Origin of the sequence: Mesorhizobium sp. B2-4-2, from assembly GCF_006442845.1 — a bacterium.
In the GTDB taxonomy this organism is placed as follows: Bacteria; Pseudomonadota; Alphaproteobacteria; order Rhizobiales; family Rhizobiaceae; genus Mesorhizobium.
In genome coordinates, this window is the sequence record NZ_VFVM01000008.1 from 114,426 (window position 1) to 137,981 (window position 23,556).

Annotated in this window: 22 protein-coding genes; 10 read left to right on the top strand and 12 right to left on the bottom strand. The window is 61.9% G+C overall.

Annotated elements, in window-relative coordinates:
* Nucleotides 1-2 precede the first annotated feature (2 nt).
* The 4 genes from FJ942_RS18895 (at nt 3) to FJ942_RS18910 (ending at nt 4,707) form a co-directional block, all read left to right on the top strand.
* Nucleotides 3-725, top strand: coding sequence for an ATP-binding cassette domain-containing protein (locus FJ942_RS18895; protein WP_140895302.1), 723 nt, complete (start codon nt 3-5; stop codon nt 723-725).
* A 62-nt stretch (nt 726-787) separates the two neighbouring features.
* The gene (locus tag FJ942_RS18900) at nt 788-1,573 is read left to right on the top strand and encodes an extracellular solute-binding protein (protein ID WP_224519050.1); all 786 of its coding nucleotides are present in this window, start codon (nt 788-790) and stop codon (nt 1,571-1,573) included.
* A gap of 42 nt (nt 1,574-1,615) precedes the next feature.
* Complete coding sequence (locus FJ942_RS18905; RefSeq protein ID WP_140898726.1) at nt 1,616-2,743, top strand: molybdopterin-binding protein; 1,128 nt, start codon at nt 1,616-1,618, stop codon at nt 2,741-2,743.
* 14 nt (nt 2,744-2,757) lie between these two features.
* The gene (locus FJ942_RS18910; protein WP_140898581.1) at nt 2,758-4,707 is read left to right on the top strand and encodes a molybdopterin biosynthesis protein; all 1,950 of its coding nucleotides are present in this window, start codon (nt 2,758-2,760) and stop codon (nt 4,705-4,707) included.
* Here FJ942_RS18910 and mobA read toward each other — a convergent pair.
* Together mobA and FJ942_RS18920 are read right to left on the bottom strand one after the other, a co-directional pair.
* The gene (gene mobA, locus FJ942_RS18915) at nt 4,691-5,332 is read right to left on the bottom strand and encodes a molybdenum cofactor guanylyltransferase MobA (RefSeq protein WP_181169971.1); all 642 of its coding nucleotides are present in this window, start codon (nt 5,330-5,332) and stop codon (nt 4,691-4,693) included. The genes FJ942_RS18910 and mobA overlap by 17 nt on opposite strands.
* Entirely contained in the window at nt 5,322-6,206 is an 885-nt protein-coding gene (locus tag FJ942_RS18920) for a formate dehydrogenase accessory sulfurtransferase FdhD (RefSeq protein ID WP_140686188.1), read from the bottom strand. Before FJ942_RS18920 ends, mobA begins: the two co-directional genes overlap by 11 nt.
* Nucleotides 6,207-6,356: 150 nt before the next feature.
* On the opposite strand from FJ942_RS18920, the gene glp reads away from it, so the two are divergent.
* The 4 genes from glp (at nt 6,357) to fdhF (ending at nt 12,556) form a co-directional block, all read left to right on the top strand.
* Nucleotides 6,357-7,613 (top strand): gephyrin-like molybdotransferase Glp, encoded by a 1,257-nt coding sequence (glp, locus tag FJ942_RS18925; RefSeq protein WP_140898583.1) that lies wholly within the window; start codon nt 6,357-6,359, stop codon nt 7,611-7,613.
* Between the two features lie 76 nt (nt 7,614-7,689).
* The gene (locus tag FJ942_RS18930) at nt 7,690-7,941 is read left to right on the top strand and encodes a sulfurtransferase TusA family protein (RefSeq protein ID WP_224681406.1); all 252 of its coding nucleotides are present in this window, start codon (nt 7,690-7,692) and stop codon (nt 7,939-7,941) included.
* Between the two features lie 149 nt (nt 7,942-8,090).
* On the top strand, nt 8,091-9,764 hold the full coding sequence (locus FJ942_RS18935) for an NAD(P)H-dependent oxidoreductase subunit E (protein WP_140898585.1): 1,674 nt from the start codon (nt 8,091-8,093) through the stop codon (nt 9,762-9,764).
* A complete protein-coding gene (gene fdhF, locus FJ942_RS18940) occupies nt 9,764-12,556 on the top strand; it encodes a formate dehydrogenase subunit alpha (protein ID WP_140898587.1) in 2,793 nt (930 codons plus the stop codon). Before FJ942_RS18935 ends, fdhF begins: the two co-directional genes overlap by 1 nt.
* A 263-nt stretch (nt 12,557-12,819) precedes the next feature.
* Here fdhF and FJ942_RS28900 read toward each other — a convergent pair whose 3' ends face one another.
* The 10 genes from FJ942_RS28900 to FJ942_RS18990 form a co-directional block, all read right to left on the bottom strand.
* On the bottom strand, nt 12,820-13,194 hold the full coding sequence (locus tag FJ942_RS28900) for an SH3 domain-containing protein (RefSeq protein ID WP_281405101.1): 375 nt from the start codon (nt 13,192-13,194) through the stop codon (nt 12,820-12,822).
* Between the two features lie 327 nt (nt 13,195-13,521).
* On the bottom strand, nt 13,522-14,877 hold the full coding sequence (locus tag FJ942_RS18950; RefSeq protein ID WP_246679870.1) for a D-alanyl-D-alanine carboxypeptidase: 1,356 nt from the start codon (nt 14,875-14,877) through the stop codon (nt 13,522-13,524).
* Nucleotides 14,878-15,111: 234 nt separating this feature from the next.
* Entirely contained in the window at nt 15,112-15,804 is a 693-nt protein-coding gene (locus tag FJ942_RS18955; protein WP_140622759.1) for an amino acid ABC transporter permease, read from the bottom strand.
* A 20-nt stretch (nt 15,805-15,824) separates the two neighbouring features.
* Nucleotides 15,825-16,541, bottom strand: coding sequence for an amino acid ABC transporter permease (locus tag FJ942_RS18960; protein ID WP_140499340.1), 717 nt, complete (start codon nt 16,539-16,541; stop codon nt 15,825-15,827).
* A gap of 66 nt (nt 16,542-16,607) precedes the next feature.
* The gene (locus FJ942_RS18965) at nt 16,608-17,435 is read right to left on the bottom strand and encodes a transporter substrate-binding domain-containing protein (protein WP_140499338.1); all 828 of its coding nucleotides are present in this window, start codon (nt 17,433-17,435) and stop codon (nt 16,608-16,610) included.
* Nucleotides 17,436-17,459: 24 nt separating this feature from the next.
* Nucleotides 17,460-18,200: an amino acid ABC transporter ATP-binding protein gene (locus FJ942_RS18970; RefSeq protein WP_140521338.1), complete on the bottom strand. Its 741-nt coding sequence runs from the start codon at nt 18,198-18,200 to the stop codon at nt 17,460-17,462.
* A gap of 57 nt (nt 18,201-18,257) precedes the next feature.
* Nucleotides 18,258-18,821 carry a peroxidase-related enzyme gene (locus FJ942_RS18975; RefSeq protein WP_140517387.1) on the bottom strand — a complete coding sequence of 188 codons (564 nt, stop codon included), beginning with the start codon at nt 18,819-18,821 and terminating at the stop codon, nt 18,258-18,260.
* Entirely contained in the window at nt 18,818-19,300 is a 483-nt protein-coding gene (locus FJ942_RS18980) for a hypothetical protein (RefSeq protein ID WP_140521339.1), read from the bottom strand. The genes FJ942_RS18975 and FJ942_RS18980 overlap by 4 nt, the downstream gene beginning before the upstream one ends.
* Nucleotides 19,297-20,766 carry an NAD(P)/FAD-dependent oxidoreductase gene (locus tag FJ942_RS18985; RefSeq protein WP_140898588.1) on the bottom strand — a complete coding sequence of 490 codons (1,470 nt, stop codon included), beginning with the start codon at nt 20,764-20,766 and terminating at the stop codon, nt 19,297-19,299. Before FJ942_RS18985 ends, FJ942_RS18980 begins: the two co-directional genes overlap by 4 nt.
* Nucleotides 20,763-21,734, bottom strand: coding sequence for a LysR family transcriptional regulator (locus FJ942_RS18990; RefSeq protein ID WP_140898589.1), 972 nt, complete (start codon nt 21,732-21,734; stop codon nt 20,763-20,765). Before FJ942_RS18990 ends, FJ942_RS18985 begins: the two co-directional genes overlap by 4 nt.
* A 240-nt stretch (nt 21,735-21,974) precedes the next feature.
* Between FJ942_RS18990 and FJ942_RS18995 the strand changes: the two genes are divergently transcribed.
* Nucleotides 21,975-23,045, top strand: coding sequence for an NAD/NADP-dependent octopine/nopaline dehydrogenase family protein (locus FJ942_RS18995; protein ID WP_140898730.1), 1,071 nt, complete (start codon nt 21,975-21,977; stop codon nt 23,043-23,045).
* A 219-nt stretch (nt 23,046-23,264) separates the two neighbouring features.
* The gene (locus FJ942_RS19000; RefSeq protein ID WP_140499324.1) at nt 23,265-23,546 is read left to right on the top strand and encodes a metal-sensing transcriptional repressor; all 282 of its coding nucleotides are present in this window, start codon (nt 23,265-23,267) and stop codon (nt 23,544-23,546) included.
* Nucleotides 23,547-23,556: the final 10 nt, after the last annotated feature.

Sequence of the window (23,556 nt, forward strand, 5' to 3'; positions counted from 1 at the left end):
GGATGCGGGCTGCTCAGAGCGATCTTCCACTTGTCCTCGATGACGTGTCGCTGGTCGCCGGTGCGACGACCATCCTGGACCGGGTGAACCTGACGATCGGGCCGCGCGCGCCGACTCTGGTCGTCGGCCCGAACGGGTCGGGCAAAACCTCCCTGCTGCGGCTCTGCATGGGGCTTGTTGCACCTTCTGCTGGAACCCTGACTTGGGGGGGACGAACGTTTTCCCCGCCGACACGGCGTGCAATCCTGTTCCAGAAGCCGGTGATGCTGCGTCGCTCGGCGGCCGCGAATGTCGCCTATGCATTAGCTCAAGCGGGCTGTCCGCGCCGGCTCCGGGCCCCGCGCGTGGAGGAACTGCTCGAGCGCGTCGGTCTTCTCGATCTCGCGACACGTCCGGCACGGCATCTCTCCGGTGGCGAGCAGCAGCGGCTGGCCCTCGCCCGCGCCCTGGCGCGCCAGCCCGAGATCCTGCTGCTCGACGAGCCGACAGCCAGCCTCGATCCGGCGGCGACGCGTTTTGTCGAGCAGATCATCATCACGGCTGCCCAATCGGGCACGAAAATCATCATGGCGTCGCACCATCTCGGCCAAGTGCGCAGGATCGCGGCAGACGTCGTCTTTCTGCTCCGGGGGCGCGTTTGCGAGCATGCCGACGCCGACGACTTCCTTGACCGCCCCGCGACCCCGCAAGCCGCTGCCTTCGTGCGCGGCGAGCTCGTGCTTTGATCAACTGGACCGAGATTGAGATGCTGACCCGCCGAATATTCTCTGCGCTTGTGGTGCTTCTGATGCTAGCAGGCGGCGCGCCTGCCCAGGACCAGTCGATAGTCGTGGCGTCGACGACCTCGACCCAGGATTCCGGCCTGTTCGATCACATCCTGCCGCTGTTCGAGAAGAAAACCGGCATCGGCGTGAAGATTGTCGCTCAGGGCACCGGTCAGGCGCTCGACACCGGTCGGCGTGGCGATGCCGACGTGGTCTTCGTCCATGCCAAGGCGCAGGAGGAGAAGTTCATCGAGGAAGGCTTCGGGGTGAAGCGCTTCGACGTGATGTACAACGACTTCGTCCTCGTTGGCCCCAAGAGCGACCCGGCGGGCGTCAGCGGGACCAAGGACATCGCAGCCGCGCTGATCGCCATCAAAGCCAAGAAGGCGGCCTTCGTGTCGCGTGGTGACAGGTCCGGCACCCATTCGGCCGAATTGGGTCTGTGGAAGACGGCCGGTATCGACATCGAGGCGGCCAGGGGCCCGTGGTACAAGGAGATCGGGCAGGGCATGGGGGCGGCGCTCAACGCCGCGGCAGCCATGAACGCCTATACGCTTTCCGATCGTGGCACCTGGCTGTCGTTCAAGAATCGTGGCGAGTTGGACATCGCCGTCGAGGGTGACAAGCGGCTGTTCAATCAGTACGGCGTGATGCTGGTGAATCCTCACAAGCATCCAAGCGTCAAAGTGGAGGCCGGCCAGCGCTTCATCGATTGGCTGATTTCTCCGGAAGGCCAGAAGGCGATCGGAGAGTACAAGATCGACGGCCAGCAGCTCTTCTTCCCGAACGCGCAGCGCGGGCGTTCCTGAAGCTGGTTGCAAACAGGCTCGCGTCTGCTTCAATATCGCGCCATGACGAGAACGTTTTCTTCGACGGGCCCGCTGACTCTCCTGGAAGCGGCGCTCGACGCGCTGCTCCATGGTGTAATGCCCGTCACCCCCCGCTTGGTGCCGCTTGAACAAGCCTTGGGCTATGTCGCTGCCGGGATGCCGCCTGTCGTGCCGGCTCAGCCTGCGCGAGATATCGCTGCCATTGACGGCTGGGCGTGTCGCGCCCTCGACCTCGTGGGGGCATCAGCCTATTCGCCCTTAGTTTTGCCGGTCGCGCCGATCTGGGTCGAGACGGGTGAGGCCATGCCTGAAGATCGCGACTGTGTGCTGCAGGCCGGCCTCGTCGATTGCAGTGGACCGATGATCCAAGCAGCAGCTGAAGCGGTGCCCGGTCAGGGTGTGCGCCGGGCGGGCGAGGATATGGCGGCGGCCCGCCCGCCAATGCTTGAGGGAAAGGCGATCGGCGTCGCCGACCTGCTGCTCGCCCGCAAAGTGGGACTGAGCCAGCTTGCCATACGGAGCCCGCGCGTGCGCGTGATCGATGTCGCTGCCGACAGCCACGAGACATTCTCCGTGCGGCTCGTGGTCGAGAGCCTGAGTGCCTCGGGCGTTTCGATCGTCGGTATAGAGACCGTAGAGCGCGACGCGGCATCGATCATTGTCGCTCTTGATGGCGAGGCCTGCGATTTTCTGCTCCTGATCGGCGGTACTGGTGACGGCCACGCCGACGTGACCGCCGAGGCTCTGGCGCGGCGCGGGGTGTTGATTGGGCACGGCATTGCCTTACGGCCCGGAGGGACAACGGCAATAGGCCGGCTCGGCAAGACACCGGTGGTCGCATTGGCCGGATCGCCGCACCAAGCTTTCGCCGGGTTCCTTGCGCTTGTCCAGCCAGTCCTGGACCGCCTGTCGGGCAGATATGAACGGCCCGGCATCATCTTGCCGCTCTCGCGGAAAATCTCATCCGCGGTCGGACTTTACGAGCTCGTTCTGCTCGGGAAGGAAAGGGACATGTGGACGCCGCTCGCGGTCGGCGACTTTTCGCTGGACGCGATGCGGCTTGCCGACGCCTGGCTTGCGGTCCCGGGCGATAGCGAAGGGTATGCCGCCGGTACGCCCGTCTCCGCCTTTCCGCTCCGCAACTTTTGATCGAGTGAGCCGCTATGACGAATTCTCCATCATCGGCCCGGCAGAACAGCGGGCAGGAGCAGTTCTTGACGATATTGTCGCGCGAAGCTGCGCTGGCTCGCTTCGAGGCAGCGCTGTTTCCCCGCCCGTTGCCGACCGAGACGCGGACGCTGGCCGACGCGCTCGGGCTGGTTCTTGCCGAGGACGTGGCGGCACCGGTCGACGTGCCGCCCTTCGACCGCTCCAATGTCGATGGCTTCGCGGTACGTGCGGCCGATCTGGCTGCCGCCTCTGAAACCCGTCCCGTTCGGCTTGAGCTGAATGCGGAAACGATTGCCTGCGGCACGGTTCCGCAACTCCCCGTTCTGACCGGAACCGCCACGCCCATCGCAACCGGCGGGCCGCTGCCGCGTGGCGCGGACGCCATCGTCATGGTGGAGCATACGCATCCGGTGGGGTTGAGTGCCATCGAGGTGGGGCGCGGCATCTCGCCCGGCCAGTTTGTCTCCAATGCAGGATCCGACATGGCGCGAGGAGAGGTCGTGCTGCGCACCGGAACGCAAATCGGCTCGCGCGAAATCGGCATGCTCGCCGCGTGCGGAATCGCACAAGTGGCCGTGGCGCGCAGGCCACGCGTGGCCGTGCTCTCCACTGGCGATGAACTCGTTCAGCCGGGCGAGCCGCTGCGGGCGGCCGGCATCTATGACGCCAACGGACCGATCATCGCTGCGGCGGTCACTGAAAATGGCGGCGAAGCGCATTTTCTCGGCGCGTTCCCGGACGACGAGGCAACGCTTGAGACGGCTATGCGCGAGGCGCTCGCCACCCACGACGTACTGATCCTGTCGGGCGGCACGTCCAAAGGGGCAGGGGATGTCACGCATCGCATTATCGGCCGACTGGGCAAGCCCGGCATCATCGCCCACGGCGTGGCGCTGAAGCCAGGAAAGCCGCTTTGCCTGGCGGTGTGCGGGGGCAAGCCGGTCATCGTCCTGCCGGGATTTCCGACCTCGGCCATGTTCACCTTCCATGACATGGTGGTACCCGCCCTGCGGCGCATGGCGGGGCTGCCGCCGCGCGTCGATGCTCAGGTCACCGCAAGCCTTCCGTTGCGAGTTCCTTCCGAACTCGGACGGACCGAATTCGCGATGGTTTCCCTTGTGCAAGGGCAGGGAGGATTGACGGCCTATCCGACTGGTAAGGGCTCGGGAGCGATAACATCCTTTACCCAGGCGGACGGCTTCATCCGCATCGAGGCACTGGCCGATCACGTGCCTGCCGGTGCCGACGTGCCGGTGACGCTGTTCACGCCGCGAGTCCGCGTTCCCGACCTCGTCGTCATCGGCAGTCACTGCGTCGGCCTCGATCTGGTCGTTGGCGAACTTTCGCGTCGCGGGATTTCGGTGCGCTCGCTTTCTGTGGGAAGCCTGGGCGGTCTTGCGGCGGCCAAGCGCGGCGAGTGCGATCTCGCTCCCATCCATCTCTTCGACCCGAAGACGCGGAACTACAACGCGCCCTTCCTCGGTGACGGTCTCGAACTCGTGCCTGGCTGGCGGCGCATGCAAGGTTTGGTGTTCCGCCGAGGGGACGAGCGCTTCGAGGGCCTCGGCGCGGAGGACGCGGTCCGTGCCGCGCTAGCCGATCCCGATTGCATGATGGTCAACCGCAACCAAGGCTCGGGAACGCGTATCCTGATCGATCAACTCCTCGGCGCGGAACGCCCGGACGGCTACTGGAACCAGCCTCGCACACACAATGCCGTGGCCGCGGCGGTGGCGCAGAAGCGCGCCGACTGGGGCGTCACCATCGCGCCGGTCGCGCGTGCGGCCGGGCTCGGTCTTATCCCGTTGACCGAAGAGCACTACGACTTCGCGCTGGTTTGCGCGCGAAAGGATCGGCCCGCGGTGCACGCGTTCCTCGAAGTTCTCCAGGCCGACGAGGTGCATTCGGCGCTGGAGCGCGCGGGGTTCAGCCGGCCGGGTTAACGGCAAGCAACGCGGCCAGCCGCTCGGCTTCGGCGAGGTCATCGACTGTGTTGGCGTTGAAGAACGGGTCCACCGGCTCTGCCGGCCAGGATACGGTGGCAAGGCCGTAGCGACTGGTCCACCGGTCGATCTTGCGCAGGCCCTCGTTGGTCAACGCATGCCGCAATTCGTCCCGCAGGGCGACTTTCCAGAGCCCGATGACCGGATGCGCCTGACCGCCGGACGCCGCCACCGCCAAATCCGCCCCCTCGGTCATGCGCGCCCGCTGGAGGCGTGCAACGAGGTCGCGCGGCAGGAAAGGACAATCACCGGCGGCGCTGACCACCCACTCGACGTCGGGCCTGTTGTCCGCCGTCCAATCGAGCGCGGCGAGCATGCCGGCGAGCGGCCCAGGATAATCCTCGATCGTGTCGGCAACGACTGGCAGGCCAAAACGGGCAAAGCGAACGGGGTCGCCATTGGCATTAAGCACCAGCCCCTCGCATTGAGGTCCCAGCCGTTCGATGACATGCTCGAGCATCGTGCGTCCGCCGATCACGCGCGTCGGCTTGTCCCCGCCGCCCATGCGCCGACCCAGACCGCCGGCGAGCACGACGCCCAGCGTCATGGGCCGCTCAGTCGTCATGCTCGGCACCCTTGCGGCGGTGGCGCGGCGCTTCCTCATCGACCGAAGCGATATCCTGGTCGAAGACGATCCGCTCCTGGCCCGAAAGTGCGGTGAAGCGCTTGCCGCGCGCCCGGCCGACCAGCGTCAGCCCCACTTGGCGGGCCAGCGCCACGCCCCAGGCGGTGAAGCCGGAACGCGAAACCAGGATGGGAATGCCCATCCGAACCGTCTTGATCGTCATCTCGGAGGTCAGCCGCCCGGTCGTGTACATGATCTTGTCCCCCGGATCGATGGCGTGGCGGTACATCCAGCCGGCGATCTTGTCGACAGCGTTATGGCGGCCGACGTCTTCCATATAGCAGATTGGCGTGCCCTCTCTGCAAAGGACGCAGCCATGGATCGCGCCTGCCTCCAGATAGAGCGACGGCATGGTGTTGATTTTGTGCGTCAGCTCGTAGAGCCAGGAGGTGCGAAGCTCAGCGGGCGGGAGCGTAATGTCTTCGATCGCCTCCAGCACGTCGCCGAAGGCAGTGCCTTGGGCGCAACCCGAAGTCTGCGTTCGCTTTCTGAGCTTCTGCTCGTAGTCGGTGTTGCGCTCGGTGCGAACGACCACGACCTGGAGGTCCTCGTCATACTCGACGTCCGTCACCACATCGGTGGGCAGAAGCATGTTCTGGTTCAGCAGATAGCCGAGCGCAAGATATTCAGGATAGTCGTTGACCGTCATCATCGTGACGATCTCCTGAGCGTTGAGATAGAGCGTCAGGGCACGTTCGATCGGTACGCGGACCTCTACCGCCGCGCCTGTATGGTCGACGCCCGCAACCAGCTCCGTCAGCCGTTGGTCTTGCGGATCGGGTGTGATGATAGCGTGTTCCGGTTGGCGTAGCATCAAAGGCATGGCAGTCTCCTGACGTCGTATTCTGGCTCGCGCCTGCGCTAGCTTGCCGTATCTTACAGGCTGTTCAACCGAAGCTGATTAAAAAAAGCCGGATTGATGCGATTACGAAGAAGCCGACACGCTCGTAGAGTGGGAATATAAATGGCGCAAATCTCGGATGACTGCTTCGCTTTCGGCGGACAGATGCGGCCCATCGACGAGACTGCCGCGCTGATCGCCTCGAAACTCAGCGCCGTAGAGGAGGTCGAGACGGTCCCGCTCTTGCTGGCGGATGGGCGCGTCCTGGCAAAAGAGATGGTAGCATCGCTGGCGCTGCCGCCCTTCACCAATTCCGCGGTCGACGGCTACGCCGTGCGAGGGGCAGACCTGCCGCAGACCGTCGAGACGGCGTTCGCCGTTGCCGGGAGGATTCAGGCCGGCATGGCGGCGAATGAACCTGTGCGGCCGGGCCAGACGGTACGCATCTTCACTGGCGCTCCAATGCCCGACGGGGTCGACACGGTGTTCATGCAGGAAGACGTGAGCATCGACGGCTCCGGCAGGATCCTTCTCCCGCCCGGCCTGAAAAAGGGTGCCAATGTACGCCCTGCGGGTGAAGATGTCGCATTGGGCGAGGCCGTCCTCCCGGCGGGCCACCGGATGCGGCCGCAAGATATCGCGCTCGCCGCCGCATTGGGGTTCACCGAACTCCAGGTAAGGCGCAGGATACGCGTCGCAGTGTTCTCGACCGGGGACGAAATCGTCGCGCCGGGAGACATGCGCGGACCGGCGCAGCTTTTCGACTCCAACCGTTTCATGCTGACGGCGATGCTCGCTCGACTCTGCTGCGACATCACCGATCTCGGTATCCTCGTGGATGACAGCAGACTGATCGCTGAAAAGCTGAGCGAAGCGGCATTGAGCCATGACCTGATCCTGACTTCGGGCGGTGTGTCGACGGGCGAGGCAGATTGCGTGAAGGCCGCCGTCGAGAGTGCCGGAACCCTGGTGTTCTGGCGCGTCGCGATCAAGCCTGGCCGGCCGGTCGCCATGGGGGTGATCGATGGAACCCCGCTGATCGGACTTCCTGGCAATCCGGTGGCGAGCTTCGTCACCTTCGCGCATATTGCCCGCCCGGCAATCCTCGCCCTTGCGGGGGCCCTCCAGCCACCGCCGACCCCGATCGCTATGCGGGCCGCCTTTTCCTATAGCAAAAAGCAGGGACGGCGGGAGTATGTGCGAGCAAGCGTACGCGCGGCCGAGGATGGATGCTACGAAGCGACGAAGTTTCCCAGGGAAGGCGCAGGACTGTTGTCATCCCTGGTCGCGACCGACGGTCTCGTCGAGTTGGGAGAGGAGATAGTCCGTGTCGAGCCAGGTCACACGGTCCAGTTCCTCCCCTATTCCAGTCTTATGTGAGCGCCGTCGGATCGCGTCCTCGAAACGAGAGCCGCAACCCAGGCTCGATTGACGCGGCCAGGTCCCGTCGGGCATCATGCCGACCATGGTAACCACGACGAAGTTGGATCTGACCGGGCTTAAGTGCCCTTTGCCAGCACTGAAGACTCGTAAGGCGCTGAAAGCCTTGAAGCCAGGCGAGCGGCTCGAGGTTCACTGCACGGACCCGCTGGCGGTCATCGATATCCCCAATCTGCTCAACGAGATGGGCGAGCGACTTGAAGCGACGGAACGCGACGGCGATCGCGTCGTGTTCATGATCGAAAAGACGCAGCCCGCGACGATGTGACGAGTTGCACCCCGTCGGCGGCGGCCCCAAGATTTGCGAGGCAATGCTTGCGCTGGTCGTGCAGGGGACATGTCGTGCCTCATAGTCGACATCCTGGTCCGCGGGGTATCGTTAAGAGGTAAGGGCGTTTCACTCGGGGAGGTGAGCACATGACGATCCAGGAACGACGGCCGCGTGATCGCGGACCAAAGGGCAGGCCGCTGGATGACGCCGCGCTCGCCGAGGTCCAGGCGCTCCTGGGCGCGCGCCAGCGACGGCGCGACTTGCTGATCGAATTCCTTCATCTGATCCAGGACCGATATGGCTGCCTGTCGGCGCGGCATTTGCGGGCGCTGGCGCAAGACATGCGCTTGTCGCAGGCCGAGGTCTACGAGGTGGCGACCTTCTACGACCATTTCGACGTTGTGAAGGAAGGCGAGACGCCGCCTGCGCCGTTGACAATCCGCGTGTGCGATTCAGTGAGTTGCATGCTGGCGGGCGCCGACACGCTCCTGGCTGAATTGCAAGCGGGCGCCGATCCAGCGGCGATCAGGGTCATGCGCGCGCCCTGCATGGGCCGTTGCGCTGGCGCGCCTGCCGCGCGTATCGGTGATCGCGAGGTCGACCAGGCAACCGCCGAGGGCCTGAGGCGCATGGCCGCGGCAGCGGAGACCGGTGTGAGCCTGCCCGATTATGTCGGGCTGGAGGCGTATCGGCAGGCGGGCGGCTACCAGCTTTTGCAGCGGGTACGGATTGGGGCGCTGACCACGGACGAGCTCATCGCCACCCTGGGCGATGCAGGCTTGAGGGGTCTGGGCGGTGCGGGTTTTCCCGCTGGCAAGAAGTGGCAGTTCGTGCGTTCCTATCCGGGCCCGCGTCTGATGTCGATCAATGGCGACGAGGGGGAGCCCGGCACCTTCAAGGACCGCATCTATCTCGAGCGAGATCCGCACCGTGCCTTTGAGGGTGCATTGATCGCGGCGCACGCCGTCGAGGCGGAACGGATCTATCTTTACATGCGTGACGAATACCCTGCGGTGCTCGCCATTCTTCGTCAGGAGATCGCCGCGCTCGAGGCCACCGGCATCGTCAAGCCGGGCTTCATCGAGCTCCGCCGCGGCGCTGGTGCGTATATCTGCGGCGAGGAGAGTGCGATGCTGGAAAGCATCGAGGGCAAGCGCGGCATGCCGCGTCACCGCCCTCCCTACATCGCCGAGGTCGGCCTGTTTGGACGGCCGACCCTCAACCATAATGTCGAGACGCTCTGGTGGATCCGCGACATCGTCGAAAAGGGCGCGCAATGGTTCGCTGCGCAGGGCAGGCCCGGCCACCCTGGCATCCGCTCATGGTCCGTATCCGGCCGGGTGAAAAATCCCGGCGTCAAGCTGGCGCCGGCCGGCGTCACGGTGCGCGAATTGATCGACGACTATTGCGGCGGCATGGCGGACGGTCATGAGTTCAAGGCCTATTTGCCGGGCGGTGCCTCAGGCGGCATCCTGCCAGCAGCACTGGGGGACATTCCGCTCGATTTCGGCGGCGATCTGGCCAAGCAGGGCGCCTTCGTCGGCTCCCATGCTATAGTCGTGTTCTCGCAGGCCGACAATATAAAGCAGGTCACGCTCAACCTCATGAAATTCTTCAAACATGAGAGCTGCGGGAAGTGCACGCCTTGTCGCGAGGGAACCGAAAAGTTGGTGGCCATCTTGCAGGAACAGGGCCCGATGCCGGAAGACAAGATTCGCGACCTCGAAGCGGTGATGCGCGATTCGTCGATCTGCGGCCTGGGCCAGGCGGCGCCCAACCCGATCAATCATCTGCTGACGCATTTCCGGAGTGACCTCTGATGGCCGAGAGCGTGGTATTCACCCTCGATGGGCAAACCGTGAGCGCCGCCCCTGGCGAGACTATCTGGGATATCGCCAAGCGCGAGGGCACAAAGATTCCGCATCTGTGCCATGTCGACATGCCGGGCTATCGTCCCGACGGCAATTGCCGCGCCTGCATGGTCGACATCGAAGGCGAGCGCGTGCTGGCTGCCTCCTGCGTTCGCCAGCCTTCCGCCGGCATGGTCGTGAAAACCGATACCGAACGCGCCCGCAAATCGCGCGAGATGGTATTCGAGCTCCTCGCAAGCAACATGCGACCGGCGAGCGACGGTCCAGACAACCAGTCGGCATTCTGGCAATGGGCCGGTTCGATGGGGATTTCGGGCAGCCGATACCGTTCCAAGTTCACCGAGGAGGGGCTAGCGCCAGAATTCGACATCACCAATCCGGCCATTGCCGTCAATCTCGACGCGTGCATCACCTGCGGCGCTTGCGTGCGCGCCTGCCGCGAGGTGCAGGTCAACGACGTGATCGGCATGGCCGAGCGCGGCAATCACTCGATTCCTGTCTTCGATATGCACGATCCGATGGGCCTGTCGACCTGCGTCACCTGTGGCGAATGCGTCCAGGCTTGCCCGACTGGTGCGCTCTACGAGAAATCGCTGATGGACGAGACCGGCAAGACGCGTGTCGTCCAGGCGTTCGACAAGGTCGTCGATACGGTTTGCCCGTTTTGCGGCGTTGGCTGCCAGACGCAGGTCGCCGTCAAGGACAATAAAATCGTCCAGGTTGACGGCCGTAACGGTCCGGCGAACGAGAACCGGCTCTGCGTCAAGGGGCGCTTTGGCTTCGACTATGTGATGTCGCCCGAACGGCTGACGAAGCCGCTGATCCGTCGCGACGACGCGCCGAAGGCCGGCGACATTGATCTGCGCAATGTCGACCCGCTGACAGTGTTCCGCGAGGCCAGCTGGGAAGAGGCGCTGGAGCGCGCTGCCAGCGGGCTGAAACGCATCCGCGACCAGCATGGTGGCAAGGCGCTGGCTGGCTTCGGCTCGGCAAAGGGGTCGAATGAGGAGGCCTATCTCTTCCAGAAATTCGTCCGGCAGGGCTTCGGCACCAACAATATCGACCACTGCACCCGGCTCTGCCACGCCTCTTCCGTGGCCGCTCTGATGGAGGGCGTCGGCTCTGGCGCGGTCTCGGCGCCTTTCATGGACGCCATGAAGGCCGAATGCGTGATCATCATCGGGGCGCGGCCGGCGACAAACCATCCAGTGGCCGCCACCTATTTCAAGCAAGCGGCAAAGCGCGGCACCAAGCTGATCGTGATGGATCCACGCGGCCAGGAACTGATGCGCCACGCCAGTTATGCGCTGCGCTTCAAGCCGGGCAGCGACGTGGCGATGCTCAACGCGCTGCTGCACGTCATCATAGAAGAGAGGCTCTATGACGAGCAGTACATCCAGGCCAATGTCTCCGGCTTCGAGGCATTGAAGGCCAAGGTGAAGGATTTTTCGCCCGAGGCGATGGCTCCCGTCTGCGGCATCGAGGCCGGTGTACTGCGCGAGGTGGCGCGCACCTATGCCAAGGCGGAGCGCTCAATGATTTTTTGGGGCATGGGCATTTCGCAGCACACCCACGGCACGGACAATTCGCGCTGCCTGATCGCGCTGGCGCTGATCACCGGCCATGTCGGGCGCGCCGGCACAGGCCTGCATCCGCTGCGCGGCCAGAACAATGTCCAGGGCGCCTCGGACGCGGGCCTCATCCCGATGTATTTCCCCGACTACAAATCGGTGGAGAATGCCGATATCCGCGGCCAGTACGAGAATTTCTGGGGCCAGACGCTCGACCCCAAACGCGGCTTGACCGTCGTCGAGATCGTCGACGCGATCCATGACGGCGAGATCCGGGGCATGTACATCATGGGCGAGAACCCGGCCATGTCCGATCCCGACCAGAGCCATGCGCGCGCCGCACTCGCCAAGCTAGAGCATCTGGTTGTTCAGGACATCTTCCTGACCGAAACAGCGTGGCATGCCGACGTGGTGCTCCCTGCCTCCGCGCATGCTGAGAAGCTCGGCACTTACACCAATACCAATCGGCAGGTGCAGATCGGCCGGCCGGCCGTCAACCTGCCGGGCGAGGCGCGGCAGGATCTCGATCTCATCATCGAGCTTGCCAGCCGCATGGGGCTGGACTGGAACTACAGGCACGTTTCGGACGTCTTCGGCGAAATGGCGCAAGTAATGCCGTCGCTGAAGCACATTTCCTGGGAGCGCATCGAACGCGAGGAGTCCGTCGTCTATCCTGCCGATGGTCCTGATGTTCCTGGCAACGAGATCGTCTTCACCACCGGGTTCCCGACCGCGGATGGCCGCGGGCGCATCGTGCCCGCCGACCTCCTGCCTCCCGACGAGGTGCCCGACGACGAATATCCTCTGGTGCTAACCACCGGGCGCCTGCTGGAGCACTGGCACACGGGCGCCATGACACGCCGCGCCGGGGTGCTCAACGCGATCGAGCCCTACGGCATTGCTGCAATGAATCCCTACGAGATCAAGCGCCGCGGGCTGGCGCAGGGAGACGTGATCAACGTGGAGACGCGGCGCGGCATTGTCGAAGCCATTCTGCGGGCCGATCGAGAGGTCGCCGATGGCATGGTGTTCATGCCGTTCTGCTTTAACGAGAGCCCGGCCAACATGCTTACCAATCCTATGCTCGATCCTTACGGCAAGATCCCCGAGTTCAAATATTGTGCCGCGCGGATCGTGCCGGCATCGAGATCGGTCGAAGCTGCCGAATGACGTTTGGAAACTGCCCGCGGAGGTGGTGTTGGGCGATGGCTGACTTGAGGAAGTCCATTGTCCGACGGCCGCCGGAATAGTCGGGCAGGCCGTCGCGAAGGCTCGCGACAGGTGGGAGGGGCTCTGTCGGCGGCCAGATGTCAGCCATAGTTGTGCGGAACGCCTTCAACTCGGCGTTTTTCTCGCGAGGTTTGATTTGGCTGAAGGCGACGCGAGATGCGATCACCGGCCGACCAGCAGCAGCCTTCCGACGAGTGCTGCTGTTAGAGTATATCGTTAGGATAGATGCCCCAAAGGCGGGTTTGCCTGACGAAGCCTGCCAGCGAATTGACCGCGACCCTGCACCATTGGCCGTCGCAGCGCACCAGTTCGACAATTACTTCCGGCGCCAGCCATGCGGTGACGAGGCTGGAAACCGAAGGCTTCCCGCGCAGCGCGATCTTGTCCTTGCTCCATGGGGCGGTTACAGCGGTCCTTCGCCCCGAAAGAAGCGGACCGAAGACCCAGCCGGATGTTCCCTGCCAGTCTCGCACGCGCCGCCAGTTTCCATATTCCTGGTAGATTTCAAGCGGAATCCTGGGCCGGACATAAACCCATTCGACGTCATATTGGGTGCCCGGTCCGACCCGCATATTCACAGGAGAACTCTTCAACGACGCGAAGCGGGGCAAGGCAATCCCATTGGCGGCAGCTTGAGGGCCAGCCTTTGTGACAGTTGCAACACATAATGCAACGATGAGGCAACAACGAAGGACGCTACCCGTGACGAAAAAGCCGCAACCGGTGTCTTGATAAGTTGGCGAGACGACGTTGCTCCGAGGCGCACAACCGCGGCGTTTCACGGCGAAGCTCCATGCGAAGGATCGAAGAGGGCTCGAGGACATCTTTCGATATTGCCGCACGGTCCTGGTGATACGACGTCGGGAGAGGCGAGTTGCAGCGTTCGCATGGGCCTTCGGTCCCACCTACCGAGTGAGCGCGTAGCAATCGATGTTTTTGAGCGCCAGTCGCCCGCAAGCGCGCCACGCTTCCGACTTGTTGTCGAAGCCGGCATATCTGGCGCGGTAGTACACATCGCCACCTTTTTCGAATGCCTCGGTAAAAGCAGAAGTGTTCGAAAGCAGTTTTGGTGCTTTGCGAGCCGCGAGTGAAAGGATTTCACGAGCTGCGGCCTTGCTTGGCATCGATCCAATCTGGATGATCCATTGACCTTCGTGGGTGGAAGCGGTGCTGATCGGATCGGTGGCATCGGCAGACAGGGCCTGCTCCCTGGGCACATCGCCCATCGCCTCAGCGGCGAAAGCGGCTCGGGAATCGGCCACCTGGGCCGGCTTCCACGTCGGAGTGGGCACCGATGCGTTCGAAGCCGCGGAGGCGACCAATGCGCTTTCTCCGCCACGATCGATCCTGAACCGGTCCGGACCGTTGGAAGCCTTAGCCAGATAGCGGCTGATGAGACGCTTCATGCGTGCATCTCGGCTCCTGATCGTATGTCCGCCCATCACCACCGCGACGATGCTGCGGCCCTGCGCCTCGACGGAAGAAACCAGGTTGAAGCCCGAGGCATTCGTGTATCCCGTTTTGATCCCATCCACGCCCTTCACCCGGCCGAGCAGATGGTTGTGATTGCCGAAGCGCCGACCTTTGTATTTGAAGGATCGGGTGTTGAAGTAGGAATAATAGCCAGGGTGATGATCCCTGAGCGCCAGGCCAAGGCGTGCCATGTCGCGCGCCGTGGTCTTCTGGGCTGTGTCGGGCAGTCCGTTAGCGTTCCTGAACGTGGTGGAGGTCATTCCCAACTGTCGTGCTTTTTGCGTCATGAGACGTGCAAAGCCGACCTCCGACCCGCCGAGGAACTCGCCAATGGCCGTCGCGGCATCGTTGGCGGACTTCGTTACCAGCGCCAATATGACCTGTTCGACGGTGATCGTTTGACCCTGCTTCAGTCCGAGTTTGGAGGGAGCCTCGTTGGCGGCATTGGCCGACACCGGTATCGCCGTGCCTTTCGAGATCCTGCCGCTCTCGAGCGCGTCGAAGATGAGGTAGAGCGTCATCATCGTGGTGAGAGACGCTGGATAGCGCGGAGCGTCCGCATGATCTCTGTAGAGGGTCTTGCCTGTCTTGGCATCGATGACAATGCCTGAAAATCTGGAATTGGCCTGCACGGCGGAAGCAGAGGCGGCGCAAAACACGATGACGACCGAGATCCTCAAGGCGAATTTCAACAATGACGCCGGCAAGGCGACAAGCTTCTCCAATACCAGATACATTCGCCCGCCCGTCGCCGCTCCGTGTAAAATGTGGCCGGGCGATCCGGCCATCGGATCACGAAGCTAGGCAGGCACCGTTACCAATTGGTTATCGCATTCTTAACGAGAGGCCTCAAATTGTCTCGGCTCTATCCCTCGATTCCGCACCAGATAAGGTCGGTCGCCGTGACGGTTCGCGGAACTTGACGCCGCACGGCTCGAGGCGCGCATCGATTGCGGCGCCGACTACCAGGATGCTTCCGCGGAAGACAAGCCGATCTTGCTAGAAGATTCTATTCTACATCCTCACGTCCGTACCCTAAGCGCTTGCTCCAGCCTGTCGGCGATCTGTGTGACGAGATAGGCAATCACCATGTAGATCACGACGGCAATTACGAAGGCTTCGAGATAGTAGAAATTCAACGCGGCGGTCAGCTGTGACTGCGCGAAGATATCGACAACTTCGATGGCGAATCCGAGTGAAAGCGCCTTCATGATAACCATCATCGAGGTTGTCAGATCGGGAATTGCTGTCAGGGCGACCTGGGGAAATAGCACCCGTCGAAACAGTTGCCCCCTTGTATAGCCAAGCGAATAGGCTGCGTCTGCCTGACCGGTGTCAAAGGCGTTGAGGGCTCCCTTGATAATCTCGGCCTGGAACGCGGCGACACAGCCGGTCACCGCAATGACAAGGATAACCCAATTGGGCGTTTGGTGGGCGTTGAAGTCTATGCCAACCAATGAAAACAGAAACTGAAGCGCGGGGGGAAGACCGAAATAGGCGAGGAAGATCACGATCACCATCGGAACGCCCTTGAAGACGACCTTGTAGGCCATGACGAGCTCTCGCAGTGCGGGAATCCGTCTATATTCCACAAGCGCAAACAGGCTGCCGACCATCGTCGAGAGCACGAAGATCGTGAGGGCCATTGCAAGCGTTACGGGTACGGCGCCCAGAATTTCCCGCGAGTCCTGGAGCAGGATATCGGTCTCAAACATGGTCAAATACCCTTGTTAGGTCACACGCTCGCGATCAGTGTGTTCTTGATCTGAGCAGATGTCGTAGCCTCCGGTGCCTGCATCGGGGAACGAAGCTCGAAGAAGCGGACGATGAGCCATGCGATCAGGCACATCACCGAATAGATGACCGCCAGCACGAGATAGGTTTCGAACTGGTACTGATTATAGTCGCGCTCCATGATCAAATGCGCGGTCGCCATGACATCCGCCGCCCCGATGTACATCACCAGCGCAACGTTATGGATCAGGTAGATGACGGAGTTCCCGTAGCCCGGCAATGCGAAGTGCACTGCTTGTGGCCCGATGACGCGCGTGATTTTCTGGCGAAAGGTATATCCAAGACTGTCTGCCGCATCATGCTGGCCGCGATCGACGGCCAGATATGCAGGTCGCAGGACTTCTGACAGGTAGCCGCCGTGATAAAAGCTCAATGCCACCATCGCAGCGATCGTCGGCGAGAAAAAATCTTCGGAGCCGAACAGGATTACCAGCAAGGGAAGCCCGTAAAACGCAACGAACAATTGGAGGACGACGGGAACACTCCGGGCATAGGATACGTAGAGATCCGCCAGGTGACTGATCACTGGCACCCTGCGGACCCGGAGTGTTGTCGCAAGGAGAGCTAGGCAGAACCCAGCAATGAGGGCCGTAAAAGTGATGGCCAGCGTCAGCGGCAACGCCGAGAGCAACTCGGGAATCATAGCAGAAACGTCCACTTGGAACACTCCTTCTTGCAGTTCTGCCTCAACGCCGGCTATCCAGATGCAGCTGAGGACGCCTTGTTACTTCATGTATTTCACGATGTCCTCGCCGAACCACTTCTGCGAGAGCTTGTCGATCGTGCCGTCGTCCTTCAGTTCCTTGAGCACCTTGTTGACGTCCTCGGCCAGGATCTTGTTTTCCGCTGACCGGTGAATCAGCATGTACGTGTTGTTGCTGTAGACCGGATCGGATGCGACGATATCGAGCTTCTTGTTGTCGATGACCGCCTGCTCACCGAGGTTAGACGGTAGAACCAATGCGTCGAACTTGCCGTTCTGAACTTCATCCAGGCGGTTCGGGTAGGGGATCCCGGCGCTCGATGCCGTGACGTCGAGCTTATATTGCGGATTCTCTTTCTGCCAGTTCATGATGAACTTGTAGGTTCCGCCACCGGCTGTGGTCGGAACGATCCTCTTGCCGACCAGGTCCTTCATTTCCTTTATGCCGCTGTCTTTCTTGCTGTAGATTTTCATCAGACTGGCGCCCATCGGGTTCTCTGGAATGATGAATTGCTTCTCTCGCTCGGGCGACTTGTAGTAGCCACCTACGGCGATGTCGTACTTCCCGGTGGCAAGGCCGGTTTCCTGGGCGATGTCGGACACACCTTCCATTTCGAACTTGTATTGCGGTAGCTTCGCATTGATCGCCCTCAGAAGATCGGGCTCATAGCCTTGCGGTTCGACGCCGATGGCGCCCCAGGCCAGCGGCTTGGATTCGGCAGACGTCGCGATCTTGATCGTCCGGACGGTCTGACCATAGCTGGTCCCCGCGGTTGCGAGGGCAATTGCGATGCCACCAGCGACGGCCAGGACATAGCGGCGGGAAAAACCGGATGTGATTGCAGACATTTCTTGGGTTCCCTTCTTGTTGAGCTATTGAAAAGCGAGTTCCGACTGCAGGAATTGAGCCAGTCGTGGACTGGAAGGCGCGTCGAAGATTTCAGCCGGACTGCCGTCGGCGGCAACCACGCCACGGTCCATGAAAACGATCCGGTTCGAGATGTTCTTTGCGAATTGCATCTCGTGGGTCACAAGCAGCGACGTGATCCCTGACGACGTGACATCCTTGATCACCTTCAAAACTTCACCGACAAGTTCAGGGTCCAGCGATGACGTAGGCTCATCGAAGAGGATGACGTCAGGACGCACCGCCAGCGCGCGTGCGATGCCGGTGCGCTGGAGCTGGCCGCCCGAGAGCTGGGATGGATAGCTGTCTCGCTTCGACGAGAGACCGACCCGATCGAGCTCTCTGAGCGCGATTTCCCGCGCCTCTTCCCTGGATTTGCGCTGCACCACAACGAGCGGATCCATCACGTTCTGGAGGACCGTCATGTTCTTGAAGACGTTGAACTGCTGAAAGACCATCGCCGTCCTCAACCGGATCGCCTGGACAGCGGCCTTGTCGGCACGCTGGTAGTCCATCCGAATCTGATCGAACGCGATGGTTCCTGACGACGGCTTGGCCAGATAGTTGATGCATTTCAGCAGCGTGGTCTTGCCGGTGCCACTGGGGCCGATGATCGACACCACGTCACCCCGCTTTACCGAGAGATTGACGCCGTTCAGGACCTGCGTGCTTCCGTAAGACAGCTTTATATCTTTGAGTTCAAGCATTGCTGGTTGGCCCTTCGGGAAGTGTGGGACGGACTGGCTTGACCGGATGCAACGTCATCACCCGCTCTCCGCATGGCCCAGGACGTGCATCAGCCGGTTTGCCCAGCCGAAGATCGCTATGGCGTGGACGAGGTCGATGATCTCGGCATCATTCATGCCGACTGATCGCAGCGAGGCGACGTCGTCTGCCGTCGCTTCCGACGGCGCCGCCGACAGGCGGCGGGCAAAGTTGTAGATTGCCGCATCGCGCGACCCAAGCTTTTCAGGTTTGTCGAGATACAGCGCCGTGACCACTTCATCGCTCTTGGTCAGCTCTGCATGCCGGCGGGCGTGAACGACGGCACAGAATTTGCAGCCATTGACGATCGAGGCACCCAATGCGCCAAGCTCGCGGTCGGGACGGGCAAGCCCGCCCTCGACGTACATGATCGCGTTGAACAACACCGTGCGGGCAAGATAGCTCTCGGGATCATGCACAAGGGTGCGCACATATTCCGAAACTTTCTTGGCCGACGGCGTAACCTTCATTGCTTCGAGCTGTTCCGGCGTTGCCTCCGATAGCTCGACCGGTGCGATATAGGGATGCCAATTCAGCGGCTTCAGGCGCACCGAGGAAATCATGCCCGCCTCATCAATCGCAAGCCGGTCGCGACCCGGGTCTGGAAGTTGATGAAGGCAATCAATTCGGAGAGCGCAACGATCTGGGGATCGTTCAATCCGGCTTGGGCGAGCAGGGCAATGTGGCTCGCCTCCGCCTTTTTCGGCGTCAGGGTGATCAGGTCAACATGTCGGGCGATGGTCGCCAGAGGTTCATTCAAATCCGTTTCCCCCCGGGCCAAGGACAGAAGCTGCTCCGTGGGACCAAGCTGAGCCAGTTGCACGTCATATTCGGCCATCAGGACAGGATCGGCGTTCAGAGCTGCCATGCGACGGGCCAGAGCGACCCGCAAATTCGGCGCCAGCCCCTGATCGTTTGCCGGCTGCAGGACGGAGAGGCGACATTCCTCGGCCCCTCGCACGAATTCGGGCCGAAACCGCCGTGCAGCGAAAAGGGCGTCGTCCGGTGAAAGACCTGCAGCCTTGTCCATTGCGTCGATCACAGTGCGGCTTCCTTATGCAACAAGGGTGTTGAATCGACCCATTCGTCGCCCAGAAGTTCCGGGGTGTCGTAGGCGATCAGATTGGCGAAGTGGGTTTCGACATCTTCGGCGAACAGCGACGCGGCAATGCCGCGGACCAGACGGTCGGCACCGGCGCTGACGGCCGGGATATCGCCGGAGACCTTACCATGGGTCAGCATGGCGGCGTCGTTGAAGCAGTGGACATGCGCCAGCATCGGGCAGGAACCGGGGACGCGCTCGCGAAATTCGAAGGCGGGGCCGAGATCCGGTGCCTCCAACATGCCTGCGCGCGGCGGCCCCATGTCCGGCGTATATCGACCATCCGACCAGGTGCGGATGTGTGGGGCGAAGGCGGCGAATTCCGGGCGACCACTGAAGTCATTTGAAAAGCCGGTCGCAGCGATCATGAAATCGTAGCGCATCGGCCCTTGCGTGGTTTCGACCAGAAGGCCTCCGGCATCTTCCTTCACTGCGACCACGCCGCAGTCGAGAAAGAAGCGGGCATTCGCATGACGAGACACGCGAAGCGTCGATGAACGCGGCGGCGGCGTCTGGGTCGAGGCGGTGTAGTCGAAGAATCTCCACTTCCAGGCGTCAGGCAAATGATACATGCCGAGGATGACACCCTGGCTGCCGATCCCGGTCAGCTTGTTGATGCGCGGCATTTCCTTGCGCCGGATCAACATGTCGACTGAACCGGCGCCCGCCTCGAGCGCCGTCGCGGCATTGTCCATCGAAGAGGCGCCGGCGCCGATAACCGCCACACGCTTGCCCTTCAGTGCATCAAAATCGATGTCGTCGGCAGAATGGGCCCAATAGGAGCGATCGATGCCCCTGAGGAAATCGGGCACGGCAAAACCGCCGAGACCGGACCGACCGGTGGCTAGAACGAGACGACGGGTGAGAACCCGGCCGGTTTCCGCGCCCTCGACATCGATCGCAATCAGATCGCCAACGGCTGCAACGCCTGTCATGCGCACGCTGTTGCGTACTGGCAGACCAAGCACGTTCCGGTACCAGACCAGGTAGTCCATCCACTGGCCTTTGGGGATTTTGTCCAGCGACCGCCATGCCTCGACGCCCCATTGTGCCGTGAACCAGGCGCGGAATGTCAGTTGCGGCAGACCGAGCGACGGACCGTGCAGCGTTTTCGGCGACCGGAGCGTTTGCATGCGGGCAAAAGTTATCCATGGCCCTTCGAAGCCGGCCGGAGCCGCGTCATAGGCGACGACATTGGTTATCCCCGTCAGCACCAGCTTTGCGGTGGCAGCAAGTCCACACATGCCGGCGCCGATCACAACGACGTCACGGACCGGCACGCCATCGCGCGAACGCGCGGGAACCCATGGCTTGGCAGGCAGTTCGAGAAAATCGAGGTCCTGAGCAAGTTGTGCTTCAAGCGCGGCTAGACCTCTCAGGGGGAGCGAACTGGGGGTGTGCTTCATATTCCCGTTCCGTGATTTGTGCCGGAGGCAGGATCGGTCACCAATTGGCCGGCCAGGGTCGGATCGAGTTTCTTGAAGCCAACGATCGACCGTTCAGCCACCGCCTCGACCGCATCCACCAACGCCTGCGCGACTGGACGAAGGGGGCGTTTTTCGGCAGCCACAACACCCCAATAAAAGAGGACGGTTACGTCGATCGGGCGGATGACGACCCCAGGCAAGCCCACGCCATAGGCGGTGACGGGATCGATGACAGCCGCAACACCAGTCCGGCGTACGATCTGCAACGCGCCATAGGCGGTATTCGTGCGGATTACTGGCCCGGTGTCGATGCCCCTGGCCGCCAACGCCTTGGAGACATGCAACTGGAAACGCAGCGGGTTGAGCAACGTGGCGACGCGGCGGCCGGCAAAAGCGGAAAGCGGTATGACATCTAGTTCGGCCAGCGGGTCATTCTCCCGCACGGCAGCAACATCAGGCGCCGAATAGAGCCGCAGGACATCCAGACCGGGCGTATCGAGCGGCAGGCTTGAAAACCCGACCTCGGCACGTCCGCTGCGCACTTCCTGAGCGACGGTCGAGGGAAGAAACTGCCCGAGATGCGTCTCGTGCGGAAGCTCGGCACCTTGGAGTTCAGCCAAGGCCGTCGGGATCAAGCCGGTGCCGATCGCGGAGGTGGTGACGATCTGCAGGATTCGCCCTCTGCCGGCGGCGATCATCTTGGCCCGCGCTGCGAGTTCGGTGAAGGACATCAGCAGGCGTCGTGCTTCCTCCTCGAACGCGACTCCTTCTTCAGACAACTGCACCCGTCGACCGATCCGATGCAGCAATTCGAAGCCGAGTTCGGCCTCGAGCTCCTGAATGGTGCGCGTCACCGCAGGCTGGGAACGTCCGAGCATGTCAGCCGCCCTGGTGATGCTGCCGCTGGCAGCAACCGCAAGGAAGGTCTGAAGGTCCCGGGTTTCCATGTTTCTCCTACATGCGTAATCCGTATGATTGACATCGTCTCATTCGTTTTTGATATATGTCAAGCGGAAACGAATGTTCGTTACGGGCTTTGTGCATATGCCGGCTTCAGCGCCAGAATCCGGATCGGAGGCGGACAGCGACGTCAGACGCGGCTCCAGCTTGCGAAACCTCCTGAAGAAAAAATTCAGGTGACGGCGCAAGGATTCTCGAACCACAACGCCTGCGACAGGAGGAATGTTATGCGCGTGAGTATTCTGGGCGCCGGAGCAATTGCTTATGGCCTTGCCGCCTATTTGGCAGGATCGGGGCATTCGCCAATGCTTTGGTCACCGTCGGGACAGCGCACCAGGGCGTTGGCTACCGGCGAATTGTTGAAAGCGACGGGGGATATCGCGGCGACGGTACCCGTGCGCATCGCCAAGGATTGCAAGGATGCCATCGCCAACGCGGACGTGGTGGTGATTGCACTTCCGGCTTACGGCCACAGGATGGTGATGGATGCTGCCGCCCCCCATCTGATCGATGGAATTCCGGTCATCATCAGTTCGCATTGTTCGTTCGGGGCACTGTATCTCTCCAGGCGGTTGGCGGAGCGCAAGGTCAGCTTGCCGATCGTTCTTTGGGGCACAACACTGTTGACCGGGCGGCAACTCGGGCCAACCGAGGTCCATGTCACCACCATTCGCCAGAAGCTTGACGTCGCGACGCTGCCTTTCAAAGCTCAGGATGAAGGATACGGATTTTGCACGAGCCTATTTGGTGATCGTTTCGTCAAGCGCGACGGCATGCTTGCGATCGCGCTCAGCAACCTCAATCCGCAAAACCACTTGGGAATTGCCCTCCTCAACCTGACACGCATGGAAAAAGCCGAGCAATGGAGCCAGGGGGGAAACGTCACCCCTGCCGCTGGCCGCCTTATCGAGGCTCTGGATGCCGAACGGCTAGCCATCGCGGCCCATTTTGGTATCGCGGTTCGCACCGTCCAGGAGCATTTTTCATTGTCGTTTCATGTTCCGAAGGGAACCGTTTCGGAGATGAACCAGGAGATGGATCGTCAAGGCCGTGGCGGCTTTGGTCCGACAACAATCGAAAGCCGCTACATTCTCGAGGATGTTCCGTTCGGACTGCTGCCGACCGTATTGTTGGGTAAGATCACCGAGAAACCGGCGACGCTCCACGAGTCTGGAGTTTCGATATTATCGGCGGCTTACGGTCGCGATCTCAGGGGAGATAACGATATTCTTCCTGCGCTCGGCCTCGAGGGAATAGCAAAGGCGGATCTTGAAAACCTTTGCCGCACGGGGTTTTGAGTGCGCCCGCAGCCGATACGGCATGATCACATTTAGGGGCGCCGCGCTACGTCATCGCGTCGGTGCATTTTAACAGTGGTGCGCAGCGTCAGGGCGATGTCGCTGGCGCCGCGATCGCCAGAACCAGCCATGCAACCGTCGAAAGTAGCGTTCGGGACGCCGCGGGGAATCGAGCATCCTGAATTGACAATATCCCCTCCGGGGGGATAGCACTTCAGAATGAAAGAGCGTCCCCACATTCACGAGACCCATCCCGACATCGTCAAACGGCTGAAGCGGGCCGACGGTCATCTGAGGGGCGTTATTGAGATGATCGAAGCAGGCCGGCCTTGCCTTGACATTGCCCAGCAGCTTCATGCCGTCGAAAGGGCTGTTTCCCAGGCCAAGAAGACGCTCATCCAGGATCACCTAAACCACTGCCTGGAAGATGTCGTGGGGCCGCTGCCGCGTGAGCAGCGCCGCTCGATCGATGAATTCAAGGACATCACCAAATACTTGTGAGACACGCTCC

Coding starts and splice junctions, on each gene's coding strand:
- FJ942_RS18895 (WP_140895302.1), top strand. CDS start 3: ATGCGGGCTGCTCAGAGCGATCTTCCACTTGTCCTCGATGACGTGTCG.
- FJ942_RS18900 (WP_224519050.1), top strand. CDS start 788: ATGCTAGCAGGCGGCGCGCCTGCCCAGGACCAGTCGATAGTCGTGGCG.
- FJ942_RS18905 (WP_140898726.1), top strand. CDS start 1,616: ATGACGAGAACGTTTTCTTCGACGGGCCCGCTGACTCTCCTGGAAGCG.
- FJ942_RS18910 (WP_140898581.1), top strand. CDS start 2,758: ATGACGAATTCTCCATCATCGGCCCGGCAGAACAGCGGGCAGGAGCAG.
- mobA (WP_181169971.1), bottom strand. CDS start 5,332: ATGACGACTGAGCGGCCCATGACGCTGGGCGTCGTGCTCGCCGGCGGT.
- FJ942_RS18920 (WP_140686188.1), bottom strand. CDS start 6,206: ATGCTACGCCAACCGGAACACGCTATCATCACACCCGATCCGCAAGAC.
- glp (WP_140898583.1), top strand. CDS start 6,357: ATGGCGCAAATCTCGGATGACTGCTTCGCTTTCGGCGGACAGATGCGG.
- FJ942_RS18930 (WP_224681406.1), top strand. CDS start 7,690: ATGCCGACCATGGTAACCACGACGAAGTTGGATCTGACCGGGCTTAAG.
- FJ942_RS18935 (WP_140898585.1), top strand. CDS start 8,091: ATGACGATCCAGGAACGACGGCCGCGTGATCGCGGACCAAAGGGCAGG.
- fdhF (WP_140898587.1), top strand. CDS start 9,764: ATGGCCGAGAGCGTGGTATTCACCCTCGATGGGCAAACCGTGAGCGCC.
- FJ942_RS18950 (WP_246679870.1), bottom strand. CDS start 14,877: ATGGCCGGATCGCCCGGCCACATTTTACACGGAGCGGCGACGGGCGGG.
- FJ942_RS18955 (WP_140622759.1), bottom strand. CDS start 15,804: ATGTTTGAGACCGATATCCTGCTCCAGGACTCGCGGGAAATTCTGGGC.
- FJ942_RS18965 (WP_140499338.1), bottom strand. CDS start 17,435: ATGTCTGCAATCACATCCGGTTTTTCCCGCCGCTATGTCCTGGCCGTC.
- FJ942_RS18970 (WP_140521338.1), bottom strand. CDS start 18,200: ATGCTTGAACTCAAAGATATAAAGCTGTCTTACGGAAGCACGCAGGTC.
- FJ942_RS18975 (WP_140517387.1), bottom strand. CDS start 18,821: ATGATTTCCTCGGTGCGCCTGAAGCCGCTGAATTGGCATCCCTATATC.
- FJ942_RS18985 (WP_140898588.1), bottom strand. CDS start 20,766: ATGAAGCACACCCCCAGTTCGCTCCCCCTGAGAGGTCTAGCCGCGCTT.
- FJ942_RS18990 (WP_140898589.1), bottom strand. CDS start 21,734: ATGGAAACCCGGGACCTTCAGACCTTCCTTGCGGTTGCTGCCAGCGGC.
- FJ942_RS18995 (WP_140898730.1), top strand. CDS start 21,975: ATGCGCGTGAGTATTCTGGGCGCCGGAGCAATTGCTTATGGCCTTGCC.
- FJ942_RS19000 (WP_140499324.1), top strand. CDS start 23,265: ATGAAAGAGCGTCCCCACATTCACGAGACCCATCCCGACATCGTCAAA.